Below are 19,789 nucleotides of genomic sequence, written 5' to 3' on the forward strand. Positions count from 1 at the left end.
AGGTTGAATTCGGCGCCGATATTATAGATCGAAGCTCAGCGTCAGCCTACAGCCGCCGGCCTCGGGGCTGGTGATATCGAGTTGCCCGCCCAGTGCCGCCACCCGCTGCGCCATGCCGATCAGACCAAAGGAATCCGGTTTTTCGCGCTGCGCCGGCGCCATGCCGACGCCGTCGTCGGTCACGCTCAGCGACAGCCGGCTCTCGCGCACCGCCAGCACGATGTCGACGTGGCGCGCGTTGGCGTGGCGGCGCACATTGCTGAGCGCCTCCTGCACGGCGCGGAACAGCACCGTGTCCAGCTGCGGCGAGACCCCGGCCAGCGCCGCCTCGTCGGCCAGCGCCAGCGTGCAGGCCAGGCCGCTGCGCTTGCGGAACTCGGCCGCCTGCCACTCCAGTGCCGCCGGCAGGCCCAGGTCCAGCACCGCCGGCCGCAGTTCGTTCATGATGCCGCGCACGCTGCGGATGGTGGCGTCGAGGTTCTCCAGTGCCAGTTCCGTGCGCTGGTGCAGGCGCGCGTGGCGCGTGCCGGTACGCTCGTGCAACATGCCGACGTCGATGCGCAGCGCCAGCAGGTTCTGCCCCAGCTCGTCGTGGATGTCGCGCGCGATGCGCTGGCGCTCATCCTCCTTGACCGTCTCCAGGTGCTCGGCCAGCTTGCGCAGCTGTTCGCGCGAGGCGTGCAGTTGCGCCTCGGCGCGCCGCCGCTCGGCCACCTCCTGCAGCAGCAGGCGGTTGGCCTCGGTCAGCTCGGCGGTGCGCGCCACCACGCGCGCGTCCAGCTCGCGCGACAACGCCAACAGGTCCGACTCGGCCCGCAAGCGTGCGGTAATGTCCGAGAACACGCCGATGTAATGGGTAATCGCGCCGTCGGTGTTGCGCATCACCGATAACGACATCGACGCCACGTAGGGTGTGCCGTCGCGCCGGCGGTTGTGCACCATGCCCTCCCATCGGCCATAGCTGCGCAGGCAGCGCATGGCCTCGGCATGGTAGCCGACCGGGTGCGCCTCGTGGCGGCCGAGGAAGCGCGGATTGCGGCCCAGCGCTTCCTCCACCGCGTAGCCGGTCAGCCGGGTAAAGGCTGGGTTGACGGTGACGATGCGCTGGTCGGCGTCGCACACCAGCACGCCCTCGTTGATATTGTCCAGCACCTCGAAGGCGCGCCGCCGCGCCGCCTCGCGCACGTCCGGCGTGCCCATGTCGGTCAGGATCACCCGGCACTTGCGGTGCACCTGATCCAGATTGGCTTCGAGGTGGACCTGGCGTAGCGCCGCGTCGTCCTCGCCGGCGGCCGGGTCGAACAACGGCAGCTCCACCACGGCGCGCACGCCGTTGCCGAACAACCGCGCCAGGAAGCTGCGCAGCCCGGCCTGCGCCTGCGGCGCCACGAAGTGTTCGAAACGGCGCCCCGGCAAATCGTTGCGCGAAACGCCCAGCAACTCGGCGGCGGCATGGTTGGCGCGCAGGATCCGGCCGGCGGCGTCCAGCGACAGGTAGCCGGACGGCGCCAGGTCATATAGCTCGGCGTAGCGGTCGCGCACCGCTTCGGCGTGGTCGCGCTCCTCCTGCAGCTCGGTCAGCGCCTGGTTTTGCAGATCCAGTTCGATCTGGCTCACCTGCAGCTCGTGCCACTGGCGCAGCACGTCGCTATCGGCGTCCGGCGGCGGCACGCCGTTCACGCCCAGCACGGAGACGGTGTGCTCGGCGGCGGCGCGCAGGGCGTCCGCGTCCAGCTCCGGGCGCGGCCCGCGCACCATGTTACTGCGCCCCTTTCTGCATGGAGCGCAGCTGCGCTTCGAGCGCCTTGGCGTTCGTGATATTGATGAAGGTGACCACAACGCCGTCGATCACGTTTTCCACCGTCCGGTAGGGCATGATGCGCACCGTGAACCAGCCGCCGTTGCGGGTCGGGATCTCACGTTCGCAGAACACCAGCGTCCGCAGCACCTCGTGTGCGTCTTGCTCCAGGTCCGGATAATCAAGGTCGCTGGTGATATCGCTCAACTGGCGGTTGACGTCCGACGGGATCAGCTTGTAGATCTGCTTTGCCTTGTCGGTGAAGCGGCGCACGCGCAGCTCGCCGTCGAGGAAGATGGTGGCGACGTCGGTGCTGTTGAGCAGATTCTTCATGTCGCCGTTGACCAGCGACAGGTCGTCCACCTTGGACTGCAGCTCGGCGTTGACGGTGTACAGTTCCTCGTTCAGCGATTGCATCTCTTCCTTGGAGGTGGTCAGCTCCTCGTTGGTAGACTGCAGCTCTTCATTGGTCGACTGCAGTTCCTCGTTGGCCGACTTGAGTTCCTCGCGCGAGGCCTGCATTTCGTCGCGCACGGTCTGGATCTCCAGGCGCGCCTGGGCCAGTTGCTGCTCCAGCTCCAGCACATGGGGATTGCTCGAGCGCGCGCGCGACTTCTCGCGCGGCAGCGGCGCCATGGCGAAAGTCACCAGCACGCTACCCGACAGCGGGCCGTCGGCCGGCATCGCCTCGGCGGTCAGGTCCAGCGCCTGCGACGGCTTGCCGTCGGCGTCGCGCTGGATCAGGCCGCGCACGGCCAGCATGCCCTCCTCCAGCGCCGCGCGCTTGAGCAACTCGGCCAGCTCGTGGCGCAGGCCTTCGCGCGCCATGGCGTGGATGTTCCAGTTGGCCTTGCCGGCGGCCGGCTCCAGGTAGGCGCCGGTGCGGCCGTGGATGTACAGGATGTCGCCGTGGACATTGAGCAGCACGGCCGCCGGCGTGTGCTTGCGCAGCAGCTGCTGCTCGACCTGGTGTTGGAGATTTCCGTTCATGGTTGGCAGATTCGGCTCGCTGGCTGGTGGAAGCGACACGCTGCTGACGCGCGTCGGAAAATAATTGGCTACCCGGTGGATGCTGGCGTCCAGGCGCCGGTAGATGCGCCCCGCCCCCTGCATCGGCGCGAACAGTTCGTGGAAATTACCCGGCGTGTCGGCGCTGCCCAGCATCAGCAGGCCGCCGGTCTTGAGCGCGTAATGGAACAGCGGGATCAGTTGTTCCTGCAGCTTGGCCGTGAAGTAGATCAGCAGATTGCGGCAGCACAGGATATCGAGCTTGGTGAACGGCGGATCGGAAATCACGTTCTGGCGCGCGAAGATGATGGTGTTGCGCACGTCTTTGCGGATGCGGTAGCCGCCATTCTCGGCCGGCAGGAAGTAGCGCTTCAGCCGCTCGGGCGAGACATGCTCCGCGATGGCATCGCTGAACAGGCCCTGGCGCGCGCGGGTGATGGCGTCTTCGTCCAGGTCGGTGGCGAACACCTGCAGCGTATACTGCGCGTCGGGGCGCAACTGTGCCAGCGCCTCATTAAAGGCAATCACCAGCGAATAGGCTTCCTCGCCGGTGGAGCAGGCCGGCACCCAGGCCTTGAAGTTGGCGCCCTGCGGATGCGCGGCCAGCAGCGGTGGCAGCGCGCTCGCCATCAGGTAGTCCCACACCTTGGGGTCGCGGAAAAAGTTGGTCACGCCGATCAACAGTTCCTTGAACAGCAGGTCGATCTCGGCCGGATTCTCGCGCAGGTAGGCGACATACGCGGACAGCGTGGCCCGCTGGCGCAGCTTCATGCGGCGGTCGATGCGGCGCAACACGGTACTCAGCTTGTAGTCGGTGAAGTTGGCGCCGGTCTGCTGCAACAGCAGCGCGTACAACTGCTGCAGTTCGTTGTGCTGGAGCGCCGCCTGCAGCGGCCCGTCGCGGCCATCGCGCCAGTCGGCCAGGCGGGCCGCCATCTCGCCCGGCAGCGCCACCACGTCGACCACGCCGGCGGCGATGGCGGCGCTGGGCATGGGATCGAACTTGGCCGACTCCGGCAGCTGGACCAGGGTCAGGCCGTCGTTCTCGCGGATCGCGCGCAGGCCTTCGCTGCCGTCCTCGCCCATCCCCGACAGCACGACGCCGACCGCCTGCTCGCGGCAATCGCCGGCCAGGGCGCGGAAGAAGGTATCGATCGGCAAGTGGCCGCCGTGCACGTCCCCACGCGGCAGCACGGCAAAACGGCGGTCGCGCAGGCCCAGATCGCGGTTGGGCGGGATCACGTACACATGCCCGGCCTCGACCGGCATGCCGTCCTCCACCTCGCACACCGGCATCGGCGTGACACGGCTCAGCAACTCGGGCAGCACGCCGGAGTTCAGCGGCCCAAGGTGCTGCACCACCACATAGGCGAAGCCACTGGCCGGCGGCACGGCCGAGAGGAATTCGCAGATCGGATCGAGGCCGCCGGCGGACGCACCGATGCCGACAACAGGAATCGTTGCCTCGGCTACTGGTACGGCAACGGCGCTACGTTTACTCATCTGGGCGTGGCCACCAGCGCTCTAGGCTGGAAGAAGTGGGCTTTATCTACATCTTGCCAGCCGATTATACAAAGGACCGCAACAAAAACCAAGCATGGGCCTAGCGCGCGTCCGCATGCCAGCCGCCGCCCAGCGACTGGATCAGCGCAATCGCCGTGGTCTGGCGATCGACCTGCGCCTGCACCAGCGAACGGCGCGCGCTCAGCGCGGTCTGCTGCGCCGTCACCACCTCGCTGTAGCTGACCTGGCCGGCGCGGTAGCGGTTAAGCATCTGCACCTCGACCTGGTCGGCCGCCTCGGAGGCGGCGCGGCGCAGATCCTGCTGTTGCGCCAGCGTGCGGGTGGCGGCCAGCTGGTTCTCGACGTCGGCAAATGCGGTCAGCACGGTCTGGCGGTAGGCGGCGATGGCCTGGTCGCGCCCGGCCTCGGCGCCGCTGACGCGGGCCTTGGTGGCGCCGGCGTCGAACAGCGTCTGCGCCGCCGACAGGCCGAGCGACCACAGATTGTTGGAGGCGTTGAACAAGCCGCCGGTGGAGGCGGCGCCGTAGCCGAAGGAGCCGCTCAGGTTCAGGCTCGGAAAATAGGCGCTGCGGGCGATGCCGATCTGCTCATTGGCGGCGGCCACGCGGCGCTCGGCGGCGGCGATGTCGGGCCGGCGCTGCAGCAGCGTGGACGGCACGCCGGTCGGCACGTCCGGCACCACGATGCTCCAGGCGGCCGGCGCCAGCGTGAACTCGCCGGCCGCCTTGCCCAGCAGGACCGCGATGGCGTGTTCCAGCGTGGCGCGCTGGCGCACCAGCGAGATCTGGTCGATGCGGGCGTTGGCCAGCTGGGTTTGCGCCTGCAGCAGGTCGGACTTGGCGGCGATGCCGGCGTCGAAGCGGTTCTGGGTAATCTGCAGCACGCGCTGGTAGCCTTCCACAGTGGCGTCGAGCAGCGCTTTTTCGGCGTCGGTCTGGCGCAGCGAGAAGTAGTTGGTGGCCAGCTCGCCCTGCGCCGACAAGCGCGCGGCGGCCAGTTCGGCGGCACTGGCTTGCAGGTTGGCGTTGGCGCTGCCGGCGCCGGCGCGCAGCCGGCCCCACAGGTCCGGCTCCCAGCTGGCGCCGATGTTGGCGCGGTACTGGCTGGCCGTCGGCGTGTTGCCGCCACCGCCGGAGCGGGTGGCGCTGCCGTTCAGGTCCACGCTGGGGAACAGCGCGGCGCGCTGCTCGGCCACCAGCGCCCTCGCCTGCGCATACGCGGCCACGGCGGATGCCACGTTCTGGTTGTTCACCTCCACCGTGTCGGCCAGATCGTTCAAGATCGGGTCGGAGAACAGCTGCCACCACGGGCCGCGTTCCAGCGTGTCCGCCGGCGCGGCGGCGGTCCAGCCGGCGGCCGCCTTGTCGGCGTCGCTCGGCGTTTCCTTGTAAGCGACCGGCTGCGGCGTGGCGGGCGTGTTGTAGGTCGGGGTGACCGAGCACGCGGTCAGCAGCGCGGACGCCACGGCCAGTGCGATCAGTGGATAACGGGGCGTTGTTACGTGTGGGTTCATGGTGTAATCGGCGACTCGCCGCCTTGGATACGGCTGAATTGTTGTTCGGAGGGGCTGCGGCGGCGCAGCTTGTCCATCAGGATGTAGACCACGGGCGTGGTCAAAAGTGTCAGGCACTGGCTGGCGATCAAGCCGCCGATGATGGCGACGCCCAGCGGCTGGCGCAGTTCCGAGCCTTCGCCGAAACCGATCGCCAGCGGCAGCGCGCCCAGCGCGGCGGCCAGGGTGGTCATCAGGATCGGGCGGAAGCGCAGCATGCAAGCCTCGCGCACGGCCTCGCGCGGCGACAGTCCGCGCGAACGCTCGGCCTCCAGCGCGAAGTCGATGATCAGGATGGCGTTCTTCTTGACGATACCGATCAGCAGGAAGATGCCGATCAAAGCTATCGTCGAGAATTCCATCTTGAACACCAGCAGCGCCAGCACCGCGCCGACGCCGGCCGACGGCAGCGTGGTCAGCACCGTCACCGGGTGGACCAGGCTTTCGTACAGGATGCCCAGCACGATGTAGATCACCACGATGGCCGCCAGGATCAGCAGCGGCAGCGACTTGTTGCTGTCCTGCGCGGCCTTGGCGGCGCCGGCGAAACTGCCGCGCACATTGTTCGGCATGGCGATTTCCGCTTCGGCCGCCTTGATCTGCTCCGCCGCGTCGGACAGGCTGGCGCCTTCGGCCAGGTTGAAGGCAATGGTGGTGGCCAGTTCGCCGTCCTGGTGGTTGATCGAGGTGGCGGCCGAGCTTTCGGCGAACGTCGCCAGCGTCGACAGCGGCACCATGGTGGTGGCGGCGGTGCTTAGCGCCGATCCGGACGAGGCATCCTTGACCGCCGGCGCGGCGACGTTGGCGGCGGTGCTGCCTGTCGTGCCGGTGCTGGCCGTGCTGCCGGTGGTCGTCGTCGTGGTCGTAGTGGTCGTAGTGGTCGTCGCCGTCGGCGCTCCGCTCGGATTGGTGGCGGACGGCGACGGCAAGCCCTTCGACGGCACATACACATCGTTCAGTGCATTCGGGCTCTTGGCGAACCCGCGCGGCACTTCCATGATGACCTTGTACTGGTTCAGCTCATCGTAGATGGTCGCCACCTGGCGCTGGCCAAAGCTGTTGTACAGCGCATTGTCGACATCCCTGGCGGAGACGCCCAGGCGCGCCGCGCTCTGCTTGTCGATGGTGACGAAGGTCTCGACGCCATTCTCGGCCTGGTCGGAATCGACGTCGATCAGCGACTTCTGGCCCTTCATCGCCTCGGCCAGCCGGGTCGCCCATTTTTTCAGGTCGGCCTGGTTATCGCTTTTTAGCGTGTACTGGTAATTGGCATTGGCCGAACGGCCGCCCGAACGCAAATCCTGCACGGGGCTGAGGAACAGGCTCACGCCAGTGACCTTGGCCAGCTTGGGCCGCAGGCGCGCAATCACCGCCTGCCCCGCCACCGAACGCTGGCTGGCCGGCTTCAGGTTGATGAACATGAAACCGCCGCCGGCGCGCCGGCCGCCGGTGAAGCCCACCACCGTCGCCACATCCGGATCTTCCTTGATGATGTTGACCAGTTGGCGCAACTTGCCCTGCATCGCCTGGAACGAGATGCTCTGGTCGGCTCGGATGCCGCCGTTGATCTGGCCCGTGTCCTGCTGCGGGAAGCCGCCCTTGGGAATGGCCGCGAACAGGTAGACATTCAGGCCGATCACGAACAATAGGCTCAGCATCACCAGCCACACGCTGCCCAGCGCCCAGTCCAGGCTATGCTCATAGCCTTTCAGGACGATGTCGAAGCCGCGTTCGAAGAAGCGCGCGATGCGGCCCGGCGGCTTGGCGCTGTGCGAATTCGGCGACAGCAGCCACGCGCACATCATCGGCGTGGTGGTCAACGAGATCACCAGCGAAATCATCACAGCCGCCGACAGCGTGATGGCAAATTCCTTGAACAGCGCGCCGAACTGGCCGCCCATGAACAGCAACGGAATGAACACGGCGATCAGCGAAAGGCTGATCGACAGCACGGTGAAGCCCACCTCGCGCGCGCCCAGCAGCGCCGCCTCGAAGCGGTCCATGCCGGCCTCGATGTGACGAGTGGTATTTTCCAGCACCACGATGGCGTCGTCGACCACGAAGCCGGTGGCCACGGTCAGCGCCATCAGCGACAGGTTGTTCAGGCTGAAGCCCAGCAGATACATCACGCCGAAGGTGCCCAGCAGCGACACCACGGTGGCCACCGCCGGCACGATGGTGGCCCGCACATTGCGCAGGAAGACGCTCACCACCAGCACCACCAGCAGGATGGAGATGATCAGCGTGACTTCGATTTCGTGCAGCGAGGAGCGGATCGAATTGGTGCTGTCGCTGGCCACCTGGATGGTCACGTCCGGCGGCAGCTGCGCCTGCAAAGTGGGCAGCTGCGCACGCACGCTGTCCACGGTTTCGATCACGTTGGCGCCGGCCTGGGAGCGCAGCAGCACGATGATGGCCGGCTGGCCGTTGAACAGGCCGAGGTTGTTCTGGTCTTCCACGCCGTCCACCACTTCCGCCACGTCCTGCAGGCGAATCGGCGTGCCGTTGCGGAAGCCGACGATCAGGCGGCGATAATCGGCGGCGCTGCGGCCGCCGCTGGCATTGGCCGATTCGGTATAAATCTGCAGGCGGCGGCCGTCACCCTGGATCGCGCCGCGCGGCCGGTTGGCGTTGGCGGCCTGGATGGCGGCGCGCACGTCCTCCATCGCCAGGCCCTGCTGGTTCAGCGCATAGGGATTGAGTTCCACGCGCACGGCCGGCAGCGAACTGCCGCCCAGCTCCACGTCGCCGACGCCGGTCACCTGCGACAGGCGTTGCAGCACGATGTTCGATACCGAATCGTAGATCTGGCCCGGCGTGCGGGTTTTGGAGGTCAGCGCCAGGATGATGATCGGCGCGCCGGAGGTATTGGCCTTGCGGTAGGTCGGGTTGCTGCGCAGCGTGGACGGCAGGTCGGCGCGGCTGGCGTTGATGGCCGCCTGCACCTCGCGCGCCACGGCGTCGACGTTGCGGTTCAAGTCGAACTGCAGCGTCACGTTGGAGCTGCTGGTGCTCGACTGCGAAGTCATCTCGTTGACGCCGGCGATGGTGCCAAGGTGGCGCTCCAGCGGCGTCGACACGCTGGTCGCCATGGTGGACGGACTGGCGCCCGGCAGCGTGGCGTTGACGCTGATGACCGGGAAGTCCACCTGCGGCAGCGGCGCTACCGGCAGCACGAAGAACCCGCCGATGCCGGCCAGCGCCAGGCCTATCGTCAGCAGGACAGTGGCGATAGGACGCTTGACGAAGGGCGACGACAGGTTCACAGCGCACCGCCTTCAACGGGTTTGTCCGCCGGCGCAGGCTTGCCGCGCAAGCGGCGCGCCAGGCTGTCGAAGCCCAGGTAGATTACCGGCGTGGTGTACAGCGTCAGCATCTGGCTGACGATCAAGCCGCCGAAGATGGCCAGGCCCAGTGGACGGCGCAGCTCCGAGCCTTCGCCCCAGCCGAACATCAGCGGCACGGCGGCGAACAGCGCGGCCAAAGTGGTCATCAGGATCGGCCGGAAGCGCAGCAGCGCGGCCTGGTGGATGGCTTCGCGCGGCGACTTGCCGCCATCGCGCTCGGCCTCGATGGCGAAGTCGATCATCATGATGGCGTTCTTCTTGACGATACCGATCAGCAGGATGATGCCGATGATGCCGATCACACCCAGTCCCTGCCCCGTGACCAGCAGCGCCAGCAAGGCGCCCACGCCGGCCGACGGCAGCGTCGACAGGATGGTCAGCGGGTGGATATAACTTTCATACAGCACGCCCAGCACGATGTAGACGCAGATGACGGCGGCCAGGATCAGCCACAATTGGTTCGACAGCGAGTTCTGATACGCGCCGGCGGCGCCGAGGAAGGTCAGCGTCACGGAAGCCGGCAGCTTGATCTCGGCGGCCGCGTCGCGGATGCTGTCCACCGCCGTGCCGAGCGAAACGCCGGCGGCGGTGTCGAAGCCCAGCGTGGTGGCCGGATACTGCGCCACGTGGGTGATCTGCAGCGGCGCCTGGCGTTCGGTCACAGTGGCCACGGCCGACAGCGGCGTAGGCTTGCCGGAGCCGGTCTTCAATTGCAGGTTGCCCAGGTCGGCCGGGGTGGTGATGTCGTCGCGGCGCGCTTCCAGGATCACGCGGTACTGATTGGTCTCGGTGAAGATGGTCGAGACGATGCGCTGGCCGAAGGCGCTGTACAGCGCGTCGTCGATGGAGGCGGCGGTGACCGACAGGCGCGAGGCCGTGTCGCGGTCGACGGTGACGTAGGCCGCGTTGGCGCTGGCGCCCACGTCCGACACCACGTTGCGCACTTCGTGCTTGGTGCGCATCTGGTTGGCCAGCTTGGCCGCCCATTCGTTGACGGTGGCGTTGTCGGCGCCTTCGATCGACACGCGGAACTGGGTCGGGCCGCTTTCGGCGTCGATGGTCAAGTCCTGCGTCGGTTGCAGATACAGAGTCAGGCCCGGAATCTCGGCCACGCGGTTGCGCAGGCGGTCGATGGTCTCCTGCTGGCTGCCGATGCGCTCGTGCTTCAGGTTGATCAGCATGCTGCCGGTATGCAGCATGGTGTTGTGGGCCGCATCCACGCCCACCACGGAACTGAGGTTGTTGACGTCCGGGTCTTGCAGGATGACCTTGGCCGCCTGCTGCTGCAGCTCCGCCATCTTGGCGTAGGAAATGGCCTTGCCGGTTTCCAGGCGCGCTTGCAACTGGCCCGTGTCCTGGGTCGGGAACAGGCCTTTCGGGATCACCACGTACAGCAGCACCGTCAGCAGCAAGGTGCCTAGCGCCACCAGCAGCGTCAGGCCGCTATGCTTGATGACCCAGGTCAGCGAGGTGTCGTAGTGGCCGATCACCCAGTCGAAGAACTTCTGGAAGCGCTGCGCGAAGCGGCTCTGCTTTTCGTCGGCGTGGCTCTTCAGCCAGCGCGCCGACATCATCGGCACCAGCGTCAGCGACACCACGGCGGAAATCAGGATGGTGATCGCCAGCGAGATCGCAAATTCGCGGAACAGGCGGCCCACAACGTCGCCCATGAACAGCAGCGGAATCAGCACCGCGATCAGCGATACCGTCAGCGAGATGATGGTGAAGCCGATTTGCTTGGCGCCTTTCAGCGCGGCGGCCATCGGCGTTTCGCCCTCCTCGATGTAGCGGGCGATGTTTTCGATCATGACGATGGCGTCGTCGACCACGAAGCCGGTGGCGATGGTCAGCGCCATCAGCGACAGGTTGTTCAGGCTATAGCCGAGCAAATACATCACGCCGCAGGTGCCGATCAGCGAAATCGGCACCGAAAGGCTGGCGATCACGGTGGCGCGCAGGCTATGCAGGAAGGCGAAGATCACCAGCACCACCAGCACCACGGCCAGCAGCAGTTCGATCTCCACGTGTTCCACCGAGGCGCGGATGCCGGTGGTGCGATCGCTCAGCACGTCCACGTGCATGGCGCCCGGCAGGCCGGCCTGCAGTTCCGGCAGGCGTGCCTTGATGCCGTCCACGGTGGCGATGACGTTGGCGCCGGGCTGGCGCTGCACGTTGAGGATGATGGCCTGCCTGGTGTTGGCCCAGGCGCCCAGCTCCACGTTCTCGGCGCTGTCGACCACCTGCGCCACGTCGGTCAGGCGCACCGGGGCGCCGTTCTTGTAGGCCAGGATCAGTTCCTTGTAATCCTTGGCGGTCACCAGCTGGTCGTTGGCGTTGATGCTGTAGGCGCGGGTCGGACCGTCGAAGCTGCCCTTGGCGCCGTTGGCGTTGGCCGCCGTGATGGCGGTGCGCAGCGTGTCGAGGCCGAGGCCATACGAGGCCAGCGCGTTGGTATCGGCCTGGATGCGCACGGCCGGCCGCTGGCCGCCGCTCAGCGTCACCAGTCCGACGCCGGACACCTGGCTGATCTTCAGCGCCAGGCGCGTGTTGACGATGTTCTGCACTTCGGTCAGCGGCATCGAGTCCGAGGTGATCGCCAGCGTCAGCACCGGCGCGTCGGCCGGATTGACCTTGGCGTACACCGGCGGCGCCGGCAGGTCGGTCGGCAGCAGCGAGTTGCCGGCGTTGATGGCGGCCTGCACTTCCTGCTCGGCCACGTCCAGCGACTGGCCCAGGCCGAACTGCAGGGTGACGATGGAGACGCCGGCGGCGCTGGTGGAACTCATGCGCGAAAGGCCGGCCATCGCGCCGAACTGGCGCTCCAGCGGCGCGGTCACGGTCTGCGCCATCACTTCCGGGCTGCCGCCCGGGTACAGCGTCTGCACCTGGATGGTCGGGAAGTCCACCTGCGGCAGCGCCGACAACGGCAGGAACTTGAAGCCGACTATGCCCGCCAGGACGATCGCCAGCATCAGCAGCGAAGTCGCTACCGGGCGCTGGATGAATGGTGCGGATGGACTCATTGCTTGGCCGCGCCTTCCTTGCTGCGGCGGCGGTGTTCACCGGCCGGCGCTTCGCCCGACGCCGCTGCAGATCCGGCTGCGGCTGCGGCCGCGCCATCGCGCTTGCCATGACCCTGGCCTTGGCCACCCTGCCCCGGCAGCGTCACTTTCGCGCCTTCCTTCAGGCGGTCGGCACCCTCGGTAATCACCTGCTCGCCCAGTTTCAGGCCGTCGGTGATCTGCACCTTGTCCGCCGTCGAGGCGCCGCGCTTGACCGGGCGCACGGTGACCGTCTTGTCTTCCTTGAGCACATACACGAAATCGCCGCTGTTACCGTGGCGGACCGCCGTCACCGGCACCATCACCGCATCCTTGATGGTGCGCAGCTCCAGCCGCACGTTGACGAACTGGCTCGGGAACAGCGTGGCCTTGGCGTTGCCGAAGCGCGCCTTGGCCTTGACGGTGCCGGTCTGCGTATCGATCTGATTGTCCAGCGCATAGAACTTGCCGCTGTCGAGCGTATTGACGCGGGTGCGGTCTAGCGCCAGCGCCGGCAGGCTCGCGCCGTCGTTCACGCGCTGCGCCACTTCCGGCACGCTATCCTGTGGAATCGAGAACTCGACGTCGATCGGCGACAGCTGGGTGATGGTCGCGATGCCGGCGGTATCGCCCGAGCCCACCAGGTTGCCGATATCGACCGCGCGCAGACCCACGCGGCCGGAAATCGGCGCCACCACTTTTGTGTAGCCGAGATTGAGCCTGGCCGTGCCCTCGGACGCCTTGTCGGTCATGACCGTGCCTTCCAGCTGCTTGACCAGCGCCGCCTGCGTGTCAACGTCCTGGCGCGCGATCGAGTCCTGGCCCAACAGGGTGCGGTAGCGGTTCAGCGTCAGCTTGGCGTTTTCCAGCTGCGCCTCATCGCGCTGGCGGGTGCCGCTGGCCTGCATCAGCGACATTTCGAACTGGCGCGGATCGATCTGCGCCAGCACCTGGCCGGCCTTGACCATCTGTCCTTCCTTGAACAGCACCTTCTGCAGGATGCCCGACACCTGCGGGCGCACCGTGGTGGTGGCTGCGGCGGTGACGGTGCCCAGCGCTTCCAGCGTCACCGGAATATCGAGTTTCTCGGCCGTGGCCACGCCGACCGTGGTGGCCGCGTTGCGTCGTCCGCCACCGCCCGGGCCTCCCGGCCCGCCAGGACCGCCGGGACCGGGGCCGCCAGCGCCTTGCGCGTTGGCGCCACCGGTGGCCGGCGGTTGATGGGTCAGATACCAGGCCAGGCCGCCCAGTCCCGCCATGGCGGCGACGGCGATCACGCTGCCGAGCAATTTGCGGCTGCGTTTTGGCGGGTTGGCGTTCAAAGTCGGCTTGGCTGGTGCATCCATCGTGGTCCTTTTTTTTGTAGACGTGCGTGTCCATGGCAAGTGCGCCACGGCCTCAATGCGTGGACTCTAGCATAGAGATTTGGCGATGTCTGTGGGTCTGGGCGCGGCGGATACAAACTCGCTACAAATCAAGGACTTTGCTCACCTGGCGTTAATCTGGCTTTACATATCTTTACCGGCGCGACATCGCTCCTCAACGCAAGCTCCGCATACTGGATTCACTGCCACTTACCGAGGACCACATCATGAAGTTCTTCAACCGCCAAACCATCGCCGCCTTCCTGCTGGGCTCCACGCTGGCCGTGGGCGTGGGCGCCTTCGCCGTCGAGCGCCACCACGGCGGCCACTCGCATATCGCCCGCCTGTATGCCGAAGTGCAGGCCACCGATGCGCAGAAAGCCAAGATCGACCCGCTGGTGAAAGCCGCCATGGCCGACCTCAAGCCGCTGCACGAACAGCTGCAGCAGTTGCATAAACAGCTACTGCAGCAGGCCGGCGCGCCGGTCATCGACCGCGCCGCGCTGGAAGCGTCGCGCCAGCAAGGCCTGGTGCTGGCCGACCAGGCCTCGAAACGCCTGCTGCAACTGGTGGCCGACATCGGCGACACGCTGACGCCGGAACAGCGTAGCAAGCTGGCCGAACACCTGAGCCATGGACGTCGATTCCGAGGCATGTAATATAGAATGGAACGCATGAATCCTGTAGACCGTATTTTGCTGGTAGAAGACGATCCCCGCCTGGCCGAGATGCTCATCGAGTATCTGAGCCAGGCGGGCTTTCGCGTTACCCATGCGCCGACCGGCGCCGCCGCCATGACCCACATCGCCGCCGCCGAGATCGACGCCGTAATCCTCGACCTGATGCTGCCCGACATGGACGGCCTGGATGTCTGCCGCAAGCTGCGCACCAGTTCCGACGTGCCGGTGCTGATGCTGACCGCGCGCGGCGACGCCATCGACCGCATCGTCGGCCTGGAGATCGGCGCCGACGACTACCTGCCCAAGCCTTTCGAACCGCGCGAGCTGCTGGCGCGCCTGCGCGCGATCCTGCGCCGCCGGGTCGACGTACGCCACCTCGATACGCCGCGCAGCGCCGGCAGCGCCCGCGCCGCCGATGAATTCCTGCGCTTCGGCCGCCTGGAGATCGATCCGGCCGCCCACGCCGCCCGCCTCGACGGCGTGCCATGCGAACTGACCGCCTACCAGTTCGACCTGCTGCTGGTGCTGGCCAAACACGCCGGCCGCGTGCTGTCGCGCGATGCGCTGATGGACCTGCTCAAGGGCGAACCGCTGGAAGCCTTCGACCGCTCGATCGACGTCCACATGTCGCGCATCCGCGCAGCCGTGGAAGACGATCCGAAAAAGCCGCGCCGCATCATCACCGTGCGCGGCGCCGGCTACCTGTTCGCCAAGGTGCAGGACTGATGGGCCGCTTCAACATAGGCCTGCCGCGCCTCTACTTCCGCTTCTACGTGGCGCTGCTGTTCATCCTGGTGCTGTTCGTCTTTGCGGTGATCATGATCTGGAACCGCAGCGGCAGTCCGCTGGAACGCTCCAACAACACGCTGGCGCAGGTGATGCAGAACGTGCTGGCGCCGATCGACGCGCCGCCGGAGGTGCAACAGGCCGCGCTGGCCCGCGTGGCCGACGGCCTGAATGCCCACATGACGCTGTACACGCGCGACTGGCGGCCGCTGGCCGTGGTCGGGGAGCAGATCCCGGCTCGCCACTGGCGGCGCCAGGGCGTGACCGGTCCGCCGCCGGAATCCTATGTCCGCCTGCCGGACGGCCGCCGCCTGCTGTCCAGTGAACCGCTGGGCTTCACCCGACCCAAGGCCATGCTGCACAACGCCTTGCTGATGCTGGCCATCGGCCTTGGCGTGGCGGCCTTCCCGCTGGTGCGGCATTTGACCAAGCGGCTGGAACGCCTGCAGCACGGCGTGGAAAAGCTGGGCGCCGGCGACCTGACCGCGCGCGTGCCGGTCGAGGGCAAGGACGAAGTGGCGCGCCTGGCGCAAAGCTTCAACCGCGCGGCCGACCAGATCGAACAGCTGGTGGGTGCGCACAAGACGCTGCTGGCCAACGCCTCGCACGAACTGCGCACGCCGCTGGCGCGCATCCGCCTGGCGCTGGAGTTGATCCCCGAGGGCATTGATCCGAAGCGCCGCGCGGGCCTGGAGCAGGACATCGCGGAACTGAACGATCTGCTGGACGAGATCCTGCTGGCCAGCCGTTTGGGCGCGCTGCAGGAAAACACGGATACGGAGGAACTGGACCTGCTGGCGCTGGCGGCGGAGGAATGCGCGCGCTACGACGACACCGATCTGGATGGCGAATCGGCCGTGATACGAGGCGATCCGCGCCTGCTGCGCCGCCTGCTGCGCAACCTGCTGGAGAATGCGCACCGCCACGGCGTGCCGCCGGCGAACGTGCAGATCACGTGCGCCGGCGGCGTGGCGACTTTGCGGGTGTGGGATAAGGGACCGGGCGTGCCGGATCCGGAATTCGAGCGGGTGTTCGAGCCCTTCTTCCGCCGGCGCGGCACGTTGGACAACACCGGCGCCGGACTTGGCCTGGCGCTGGTGCGCCAGATCGCCCGCCGCCACGGCGGCGAAGCGCGCTGCGCCCTGATGAAAGATGGGCGCAGCTGCTTCGAAGTGACGCTGCCGCTGATTTAACGTCGCAACCGCCAATTACCCGTCGCTCCCGCGCAGGCGGGAGCCCATGGAACGCTTGCTGAGTATGGGGGGAATTCATGCAATGCATGGGTTCCCGCTTTCGCGGGAACGACAGGGTCACGTTATGGCGATTCGCACAGGCAGTGGGTGATGGCGGTGAACGGCTTGCGCTGCGCCGTCACTTCCGACAGCCAGCCCATGTCATTCGCAATCCCGGTGGCCGCGCTTGGCGGCAGGCCGGTGGTGATGGCGGCGCCCAGCTTCAGCTGCGTCGCCACTTCCTGCACCATCGACTGCATGGCCGCCTTGGCAGTGCCGCCGCCCAGCATATCGACGAAACGATCGAACTTGCTGATCTCGCGCTCCACATACACCACGCGATAATCCGGCGCCAGCTTGGCGCGAGTGGCGGCCGACTTCAGCGCATCGCCATAGCTGCCCAAGCGATCCACCAGCCCGCGCTCCTTGGCCTGCGTACCGGTCCACACGCGGCCCTGCGCCACTTCATCGATCTTGGCGGGCGTGGTCTTGCGCGCAGCGGCGGCCTTGGTGGTGAACTCCGCATAAATATGATTGATGCTGCCCTGGATCAGTTGCCCCAGGCGCGGGTCCAGTGGACGCAGCGGATTGCCGGCATCACCGAGCCAGGTGGTCGGCTGGCCGGCGGTGTGGATGCCCAGCTTGTCGATCACCTTGTCGGCGGTCGGCAGGATGGCGAACACGCCGATCGAACCGGTGATGGTGTTCGGCTCCGCGATCACCTCATCGGACGACATTGAAATCCAGTAGCCGCCGGAAGCGGCCACGTTGCCCATCGAGACCACCACCGGCTTGCCGGCGGCGCGCGTCAGTTCCAGCTCGCGGCGGATCAGCTCCGAGGCGAACGCGCTGCCGCCGGGCGAATCGACGCGCAGCACCACGGCCTTGATATTGTCATCCTCGCGCGCCAGGCGAATCAGCTTGGAGATGGAGTCGCCGCCGATCGAGCCCGGGCCGGCGCTGCCGTCGCTGATCTCGCCCTGCGCCACGATCACGCCGACGGCGTCGCCGGTGTGCTTGCGCGGCACGCGGGCCAGGTAGTCATCGAAGCTGACCTGGCGGAAGCTCTTGCCTTCCGGGTCGGCGGCGCCGCGCTTGGTCATCATCTGGCGCAGCTCGTCCTTGGTTTTCAGGCCGTCGACGAACTTGGCCGACAGCGACAGCTTGGCCAGGTCGCCGTTGACCGCCGCCACCTGCGTTGGCAGATCGTCGATGGTCTTCATGATCTGGCCCTGCGGCAGCTTGCGGGCCTTTTCCACGTTGTCGGTGTAGGAAGCCCACAGCGCATTGTTCAGGTACGAATCCGCCTCGCTGGCGGCCTGCGACGGGCCGTTGGCGATGAACGGCTCGGCAAAGCTCTTGTAAGTGCCGACGCGCAGCAGGTTGACCGTCACGCCCAGCTTGTCCAGCGCGTCGCGGTAGTAGTTGCGGTAGCGGCCGAAGCCCTCGATCAACACCATGCCCATCGGATGCAGATAGACTTCGCTGGCGTGCGCGGCCAGCAGGTACTGGCGCTGGTCGTAGCTCGAACCCCAGGCCACCACCGGCTTGCCGGACGCCTTGAAGCGGTCGATGGCGCTGGCCACTTCGCGCAGCGAAGCCTGGCCGGCGCCTTGCAGCTCGTCGGTCAGCAGCACGGCGGCGCCGACGTCCGGGTCCTTGGCGGCCGTTTCCAGCACCGACAGCACGTCGCGCAGCTGGATCATCTTGTGCACTTCGCCGCCGCGCAGATTGGTCACCAGCGCGTCGCGCGCGCTGATGCTCGACTGCTCGACCAGTTGACCTTTCAGGTCCAGCACCAGCGTGGTCTTGGGCTGCAGGGGCTTCACGCCGCCGCCGAAAATCGCGTACAGCAGCACCAATACAATAATCAGGAAGATCAGGTTCAGAACCGTGCGGCGGCCGGCGTCCAGCGCGCGCCAGAAAAAGGCGAAGCCCCTGCGGATATAAGAAAACGGTGATTGGCTCATCAACACTCCAGTGGTTGCGTTATTTGCAATGATGATACTGCGTTTTGGAGATCAGCAGTAGTCCGGCAAAAACCAGTAATCCATTCAAGATTAGCAGCTCCAGCCCCATGCGGTAGGTCCCAAACAGCATTTCCTGATTGCAATCAATAACATAGCATAGCAATGGTCCCGCCAACGCCACAGCCGGCACCCAGCGGTCGCGCAGCGCGCGGCGGGTCAGGATGCCGAAGGCGAACAAGCCGAGCAGCGGGCCGTAGGTGTAGCCGGTCAGTTTCAGCACCAGGCCGACCATGCTGGCGTTGTCCACCCATTTGAACAGCAGCACCAGCGCCAGGAAGATGGCGCAGAACACCAGATGCACGCGGTGGCGCAAGCTTACCTTGGCCGCTTCCGTCATATCGGTGCGTCGCTGCACGCCCAGGATGTCGATGCTGAACGAGGATGTCAGCGCGGTCATGGCGCCGTCGGCGCTGGGGAACAGCGCCGAGATCAGGCCGATGAAGAAGATCAGCTGCAGCGCGGCCGGCATATGCCCCATCACCACGGCCGGGAACAGTTTGTCGCCGGTGGCCGCTACACCGACGGTGGGCGCGTACAGGTACAGCAGTCCGCCAAGGAACATGAACAGTACCAGTACAGCCGTCAGTACAGCGGTCAGCAGCAGCATGTTCTTTTGCGAATCGCGCAGGGTGCGCACGGAGATGTTCTTCTGCATGGTCTCCTGGTCCATGCCGGTCATCGCCAGCACGATGAAGAAGCCGGCCAGCACCTGCTTCCAGAAATAGGCCGGGCTGTCGACCGAGGTGGTGACCACGCGGGTCAGGTTGTGGGCCTGCATTTGGGCGATGCTGTCGAGCGGGCCGAGGTTCATTTCGTGCAGCAGCCAGCCGGCACAGATCACCAGGCCCAGCACCATGCCGGTGGTTTGCAGGGTGTCGGTCCAGACGATGGTCTTGACGCCGCCTTCGTAGGTGTACAGCAGGATCATGGCGAGGATGACGACGGTGGTCAGCCAGAACGGCACGCCCATGCTGTCGAGGATGGTGAGCTGCAGGATGTTCACCACCAGGTACAGCCGCGCCGAGGCGCTCAGGGTACGCGAGAGGATGAAGAACGCCGCCCCGCTCTGGTAGGAGCGCGGGCCGAGGCGTTGTTCGAGATAGGTATAGATGGACGTCAGCTTGAGGCGGTAGTACAGCGGCAACAGGATGAAGGCGACGGCGATGTAGCCGAGCACATAGCCGAGGATCACCTGCAGGTAGCCGAAGCCGTCGCGGCCGACGGCGCCAGGCACGCTGATGAAGGTGACGCCGCTGAGCGTGGTGCCGACCATGCCGAAGGCCACCAGCATCCAGTTGCTGCTCTTGTTACCGATGAAGAAGCTGTCGTTGGTGGCGTTGCGGGAAGTGCGCCAGGCCACCAGCAGCAGCAAGGCGAAATAGGCGGAAACGAGACAAAACAGGGAGACTGCGGACATAAGGTATTGG

Annotated in this window: 11 protein-coding genes; 3 read left to right on the forward strand and 8 right to left on the reverse strand. The window is 66.5% G+C overall.

Annotation, left to right across the window (positions count from 1 at the left end; translation table 11 throughout):
* Positions 1-21: 21 nt before the first annotated feature.
* The 6 genes from ACXZ1M_RS03645 to ACXZ1M_RS03670 form a co-directional block, all read right to left on the reverse strand.
* The gene (locus ACXZ1M_RS03645; protein ID WP_459051850.1) at positions 22-1,758 is read right to left on the reverse strand and encodes a PAS domain-containing sensor histidine kinase; all 1,737 of its coding nucleotides are present in this window, start codon (positions 1,756-1,758) and stop codon (positions 22-24) included.
* 1 nt (position 1,759) lies between these two features.
* Entirely contained in the window at positions 1,760-4,309 is a 2,550-nt protein-coding gene (locus ACXZ1M_RS03650; RefSeq protein WP_459051851.1) for a chemotaxis protein CheB, read from the reverse strand.
* A 100-nt stretch (positions 4,310-4,409) separates the two neighbouring features.
* On the reverse strand, positions 4,410-5,843 hold the full coding sequence (locus tag ACXZ1M_RS03655) for an efflux transporter outer membrane subunit (protein ID WP_459051852.1): 1,434 nt from the start codon (positions 5,841-5,843) through the stop codon (positions 4,410-4,412).
* Complete coding sequence (locus tag ACXZ1M_RS03660; protein ID WP_459051853.1) at positions 5,840-9,148, reverse strand: efflux RND transporter permease subunit; 3,309 nt, start codon at positions 9,146-9,148, stop codon at positions 5,840-5,842. Before ACXZ1M_RS03660 ends, ACXZ1M_RS03655 begins: the two co-directional genes overlap by 4 nt.
* Positions 9,145-12,252 (reverse strand): efflux RND transporter permease subunit, encoded by a 3,108-nt coding sequence (locus tag ACXZ1M_RS03665; protein ID WP_459051854.1) that lies wholly within the window; start codon positions 12,250-12,252, stop codon positions 9,145-9,147. Before ACXZ1M_RS03665 ends, ACXZ1M_RS03660 begins: the two co-directional genes overlap by 4 nt.
* Positions 12,249-13,616 (reverse strand): efflux RND transporter periplasmic adaptor subunit, encoded by a 1,368-nt coding sequence (locus ACXZ1M_RS03670; protein WP_459051855.1) that lies wholly within the window; start codon positions 13,614-13,616, stop codon positions 12,249-12,251. Before ACXZ1M_RS03670 ends, ACXZ1M_RS03665 begins: the two co-directional genes overlap by 4 nt.
* A 245-nt stretch (positions 13,617-13,861) precedes the next feature.
* Between ACXZ1M_RS03670 and ACXZ1M_RS03675 the strand changes: the two genes are divergently transcribed.
* Genes ACXZ1M_RS03675 through ACXZ1M_RS03685 form a run of 3 tightly spaced genes read left to right on the forward strand, consistent with a single transcriptional unit; the run spans position 13,862 to position 16,293 of the window.
* Positions 13,862-14,293 carry a Spy/CpxP family protein refolding chaperone gene (locus ACXZ1M_RS03675; RefSeq protein ID WP_459051856.1) on the forward strand — a complete coding sequence of 144 codons (432 nt, stop codon included), beginning with the start codon at positions 13,862-13,864 and terminating at the stop codon, positions 14,291-14,293.
* A gap of 15 nt (positions 14,294-14,308) precedes the next feature.
* Complete coding sequence (locus ACXZ1M_RS03680) at positions 14,309-15,040, forward strand: response regulator (protein ID WP_373987988.1); 732 nt, start codon at positions 14,309-14,311, stop codon at positions 15,038-15,040.
* Complete coding sequence (locus ACXZ1M_RS03685) at positions 15,040-16,293, forward strand: ATP-binding protein (RefSeq protein ID WP_459051857.1); 1,254 nt, start codon at positions 15,040-15,042, stop codon at positions 16,291-16,293. Before ACXZ1M_RS03680 ends, ACXZ1M_RS03685 begins: the two co-directional genes overlap by 1 nt.
* A gap of 122 nt (positions 16,294-16,415) precedes the next feature.
* Here ACXZ1M_RS03685 and sppA read toward each other — a convergent pair whose 3' ends face one another.
* Together sppA and ACXZ1M_RS03695 are read right to left on the reverse strand one after the other, a co-directional pair.
* Entirely contained in the window at positions 16,416-18,302 is a 1,887-nt protein-coding gene (gene sppA / locus ACXZ1M_RS03690) for a signal peptide peptidase SppA (protein WP_459051858.1), read from the reverse strand.
* A 19-nt stretch (positions 18,303-18,321) separates the two neighbouring features.
* On the reverse strand, positions 18,322-19,779 hold the full coding sequence (locus tag ACXZ1M_RS03695) for a sodium:solute symporter (RefSeq protein WP_459051859.1): 1,458 nt from the start codon (positions 19,777-19,779) through the stop codon (positions 18,322-18,324).
* Positions 19,780-19,789: the final 10 nt, after the last annotated feature.

It is taken from the genome of Duganella paludis (genome assembly GCF_054461335.1).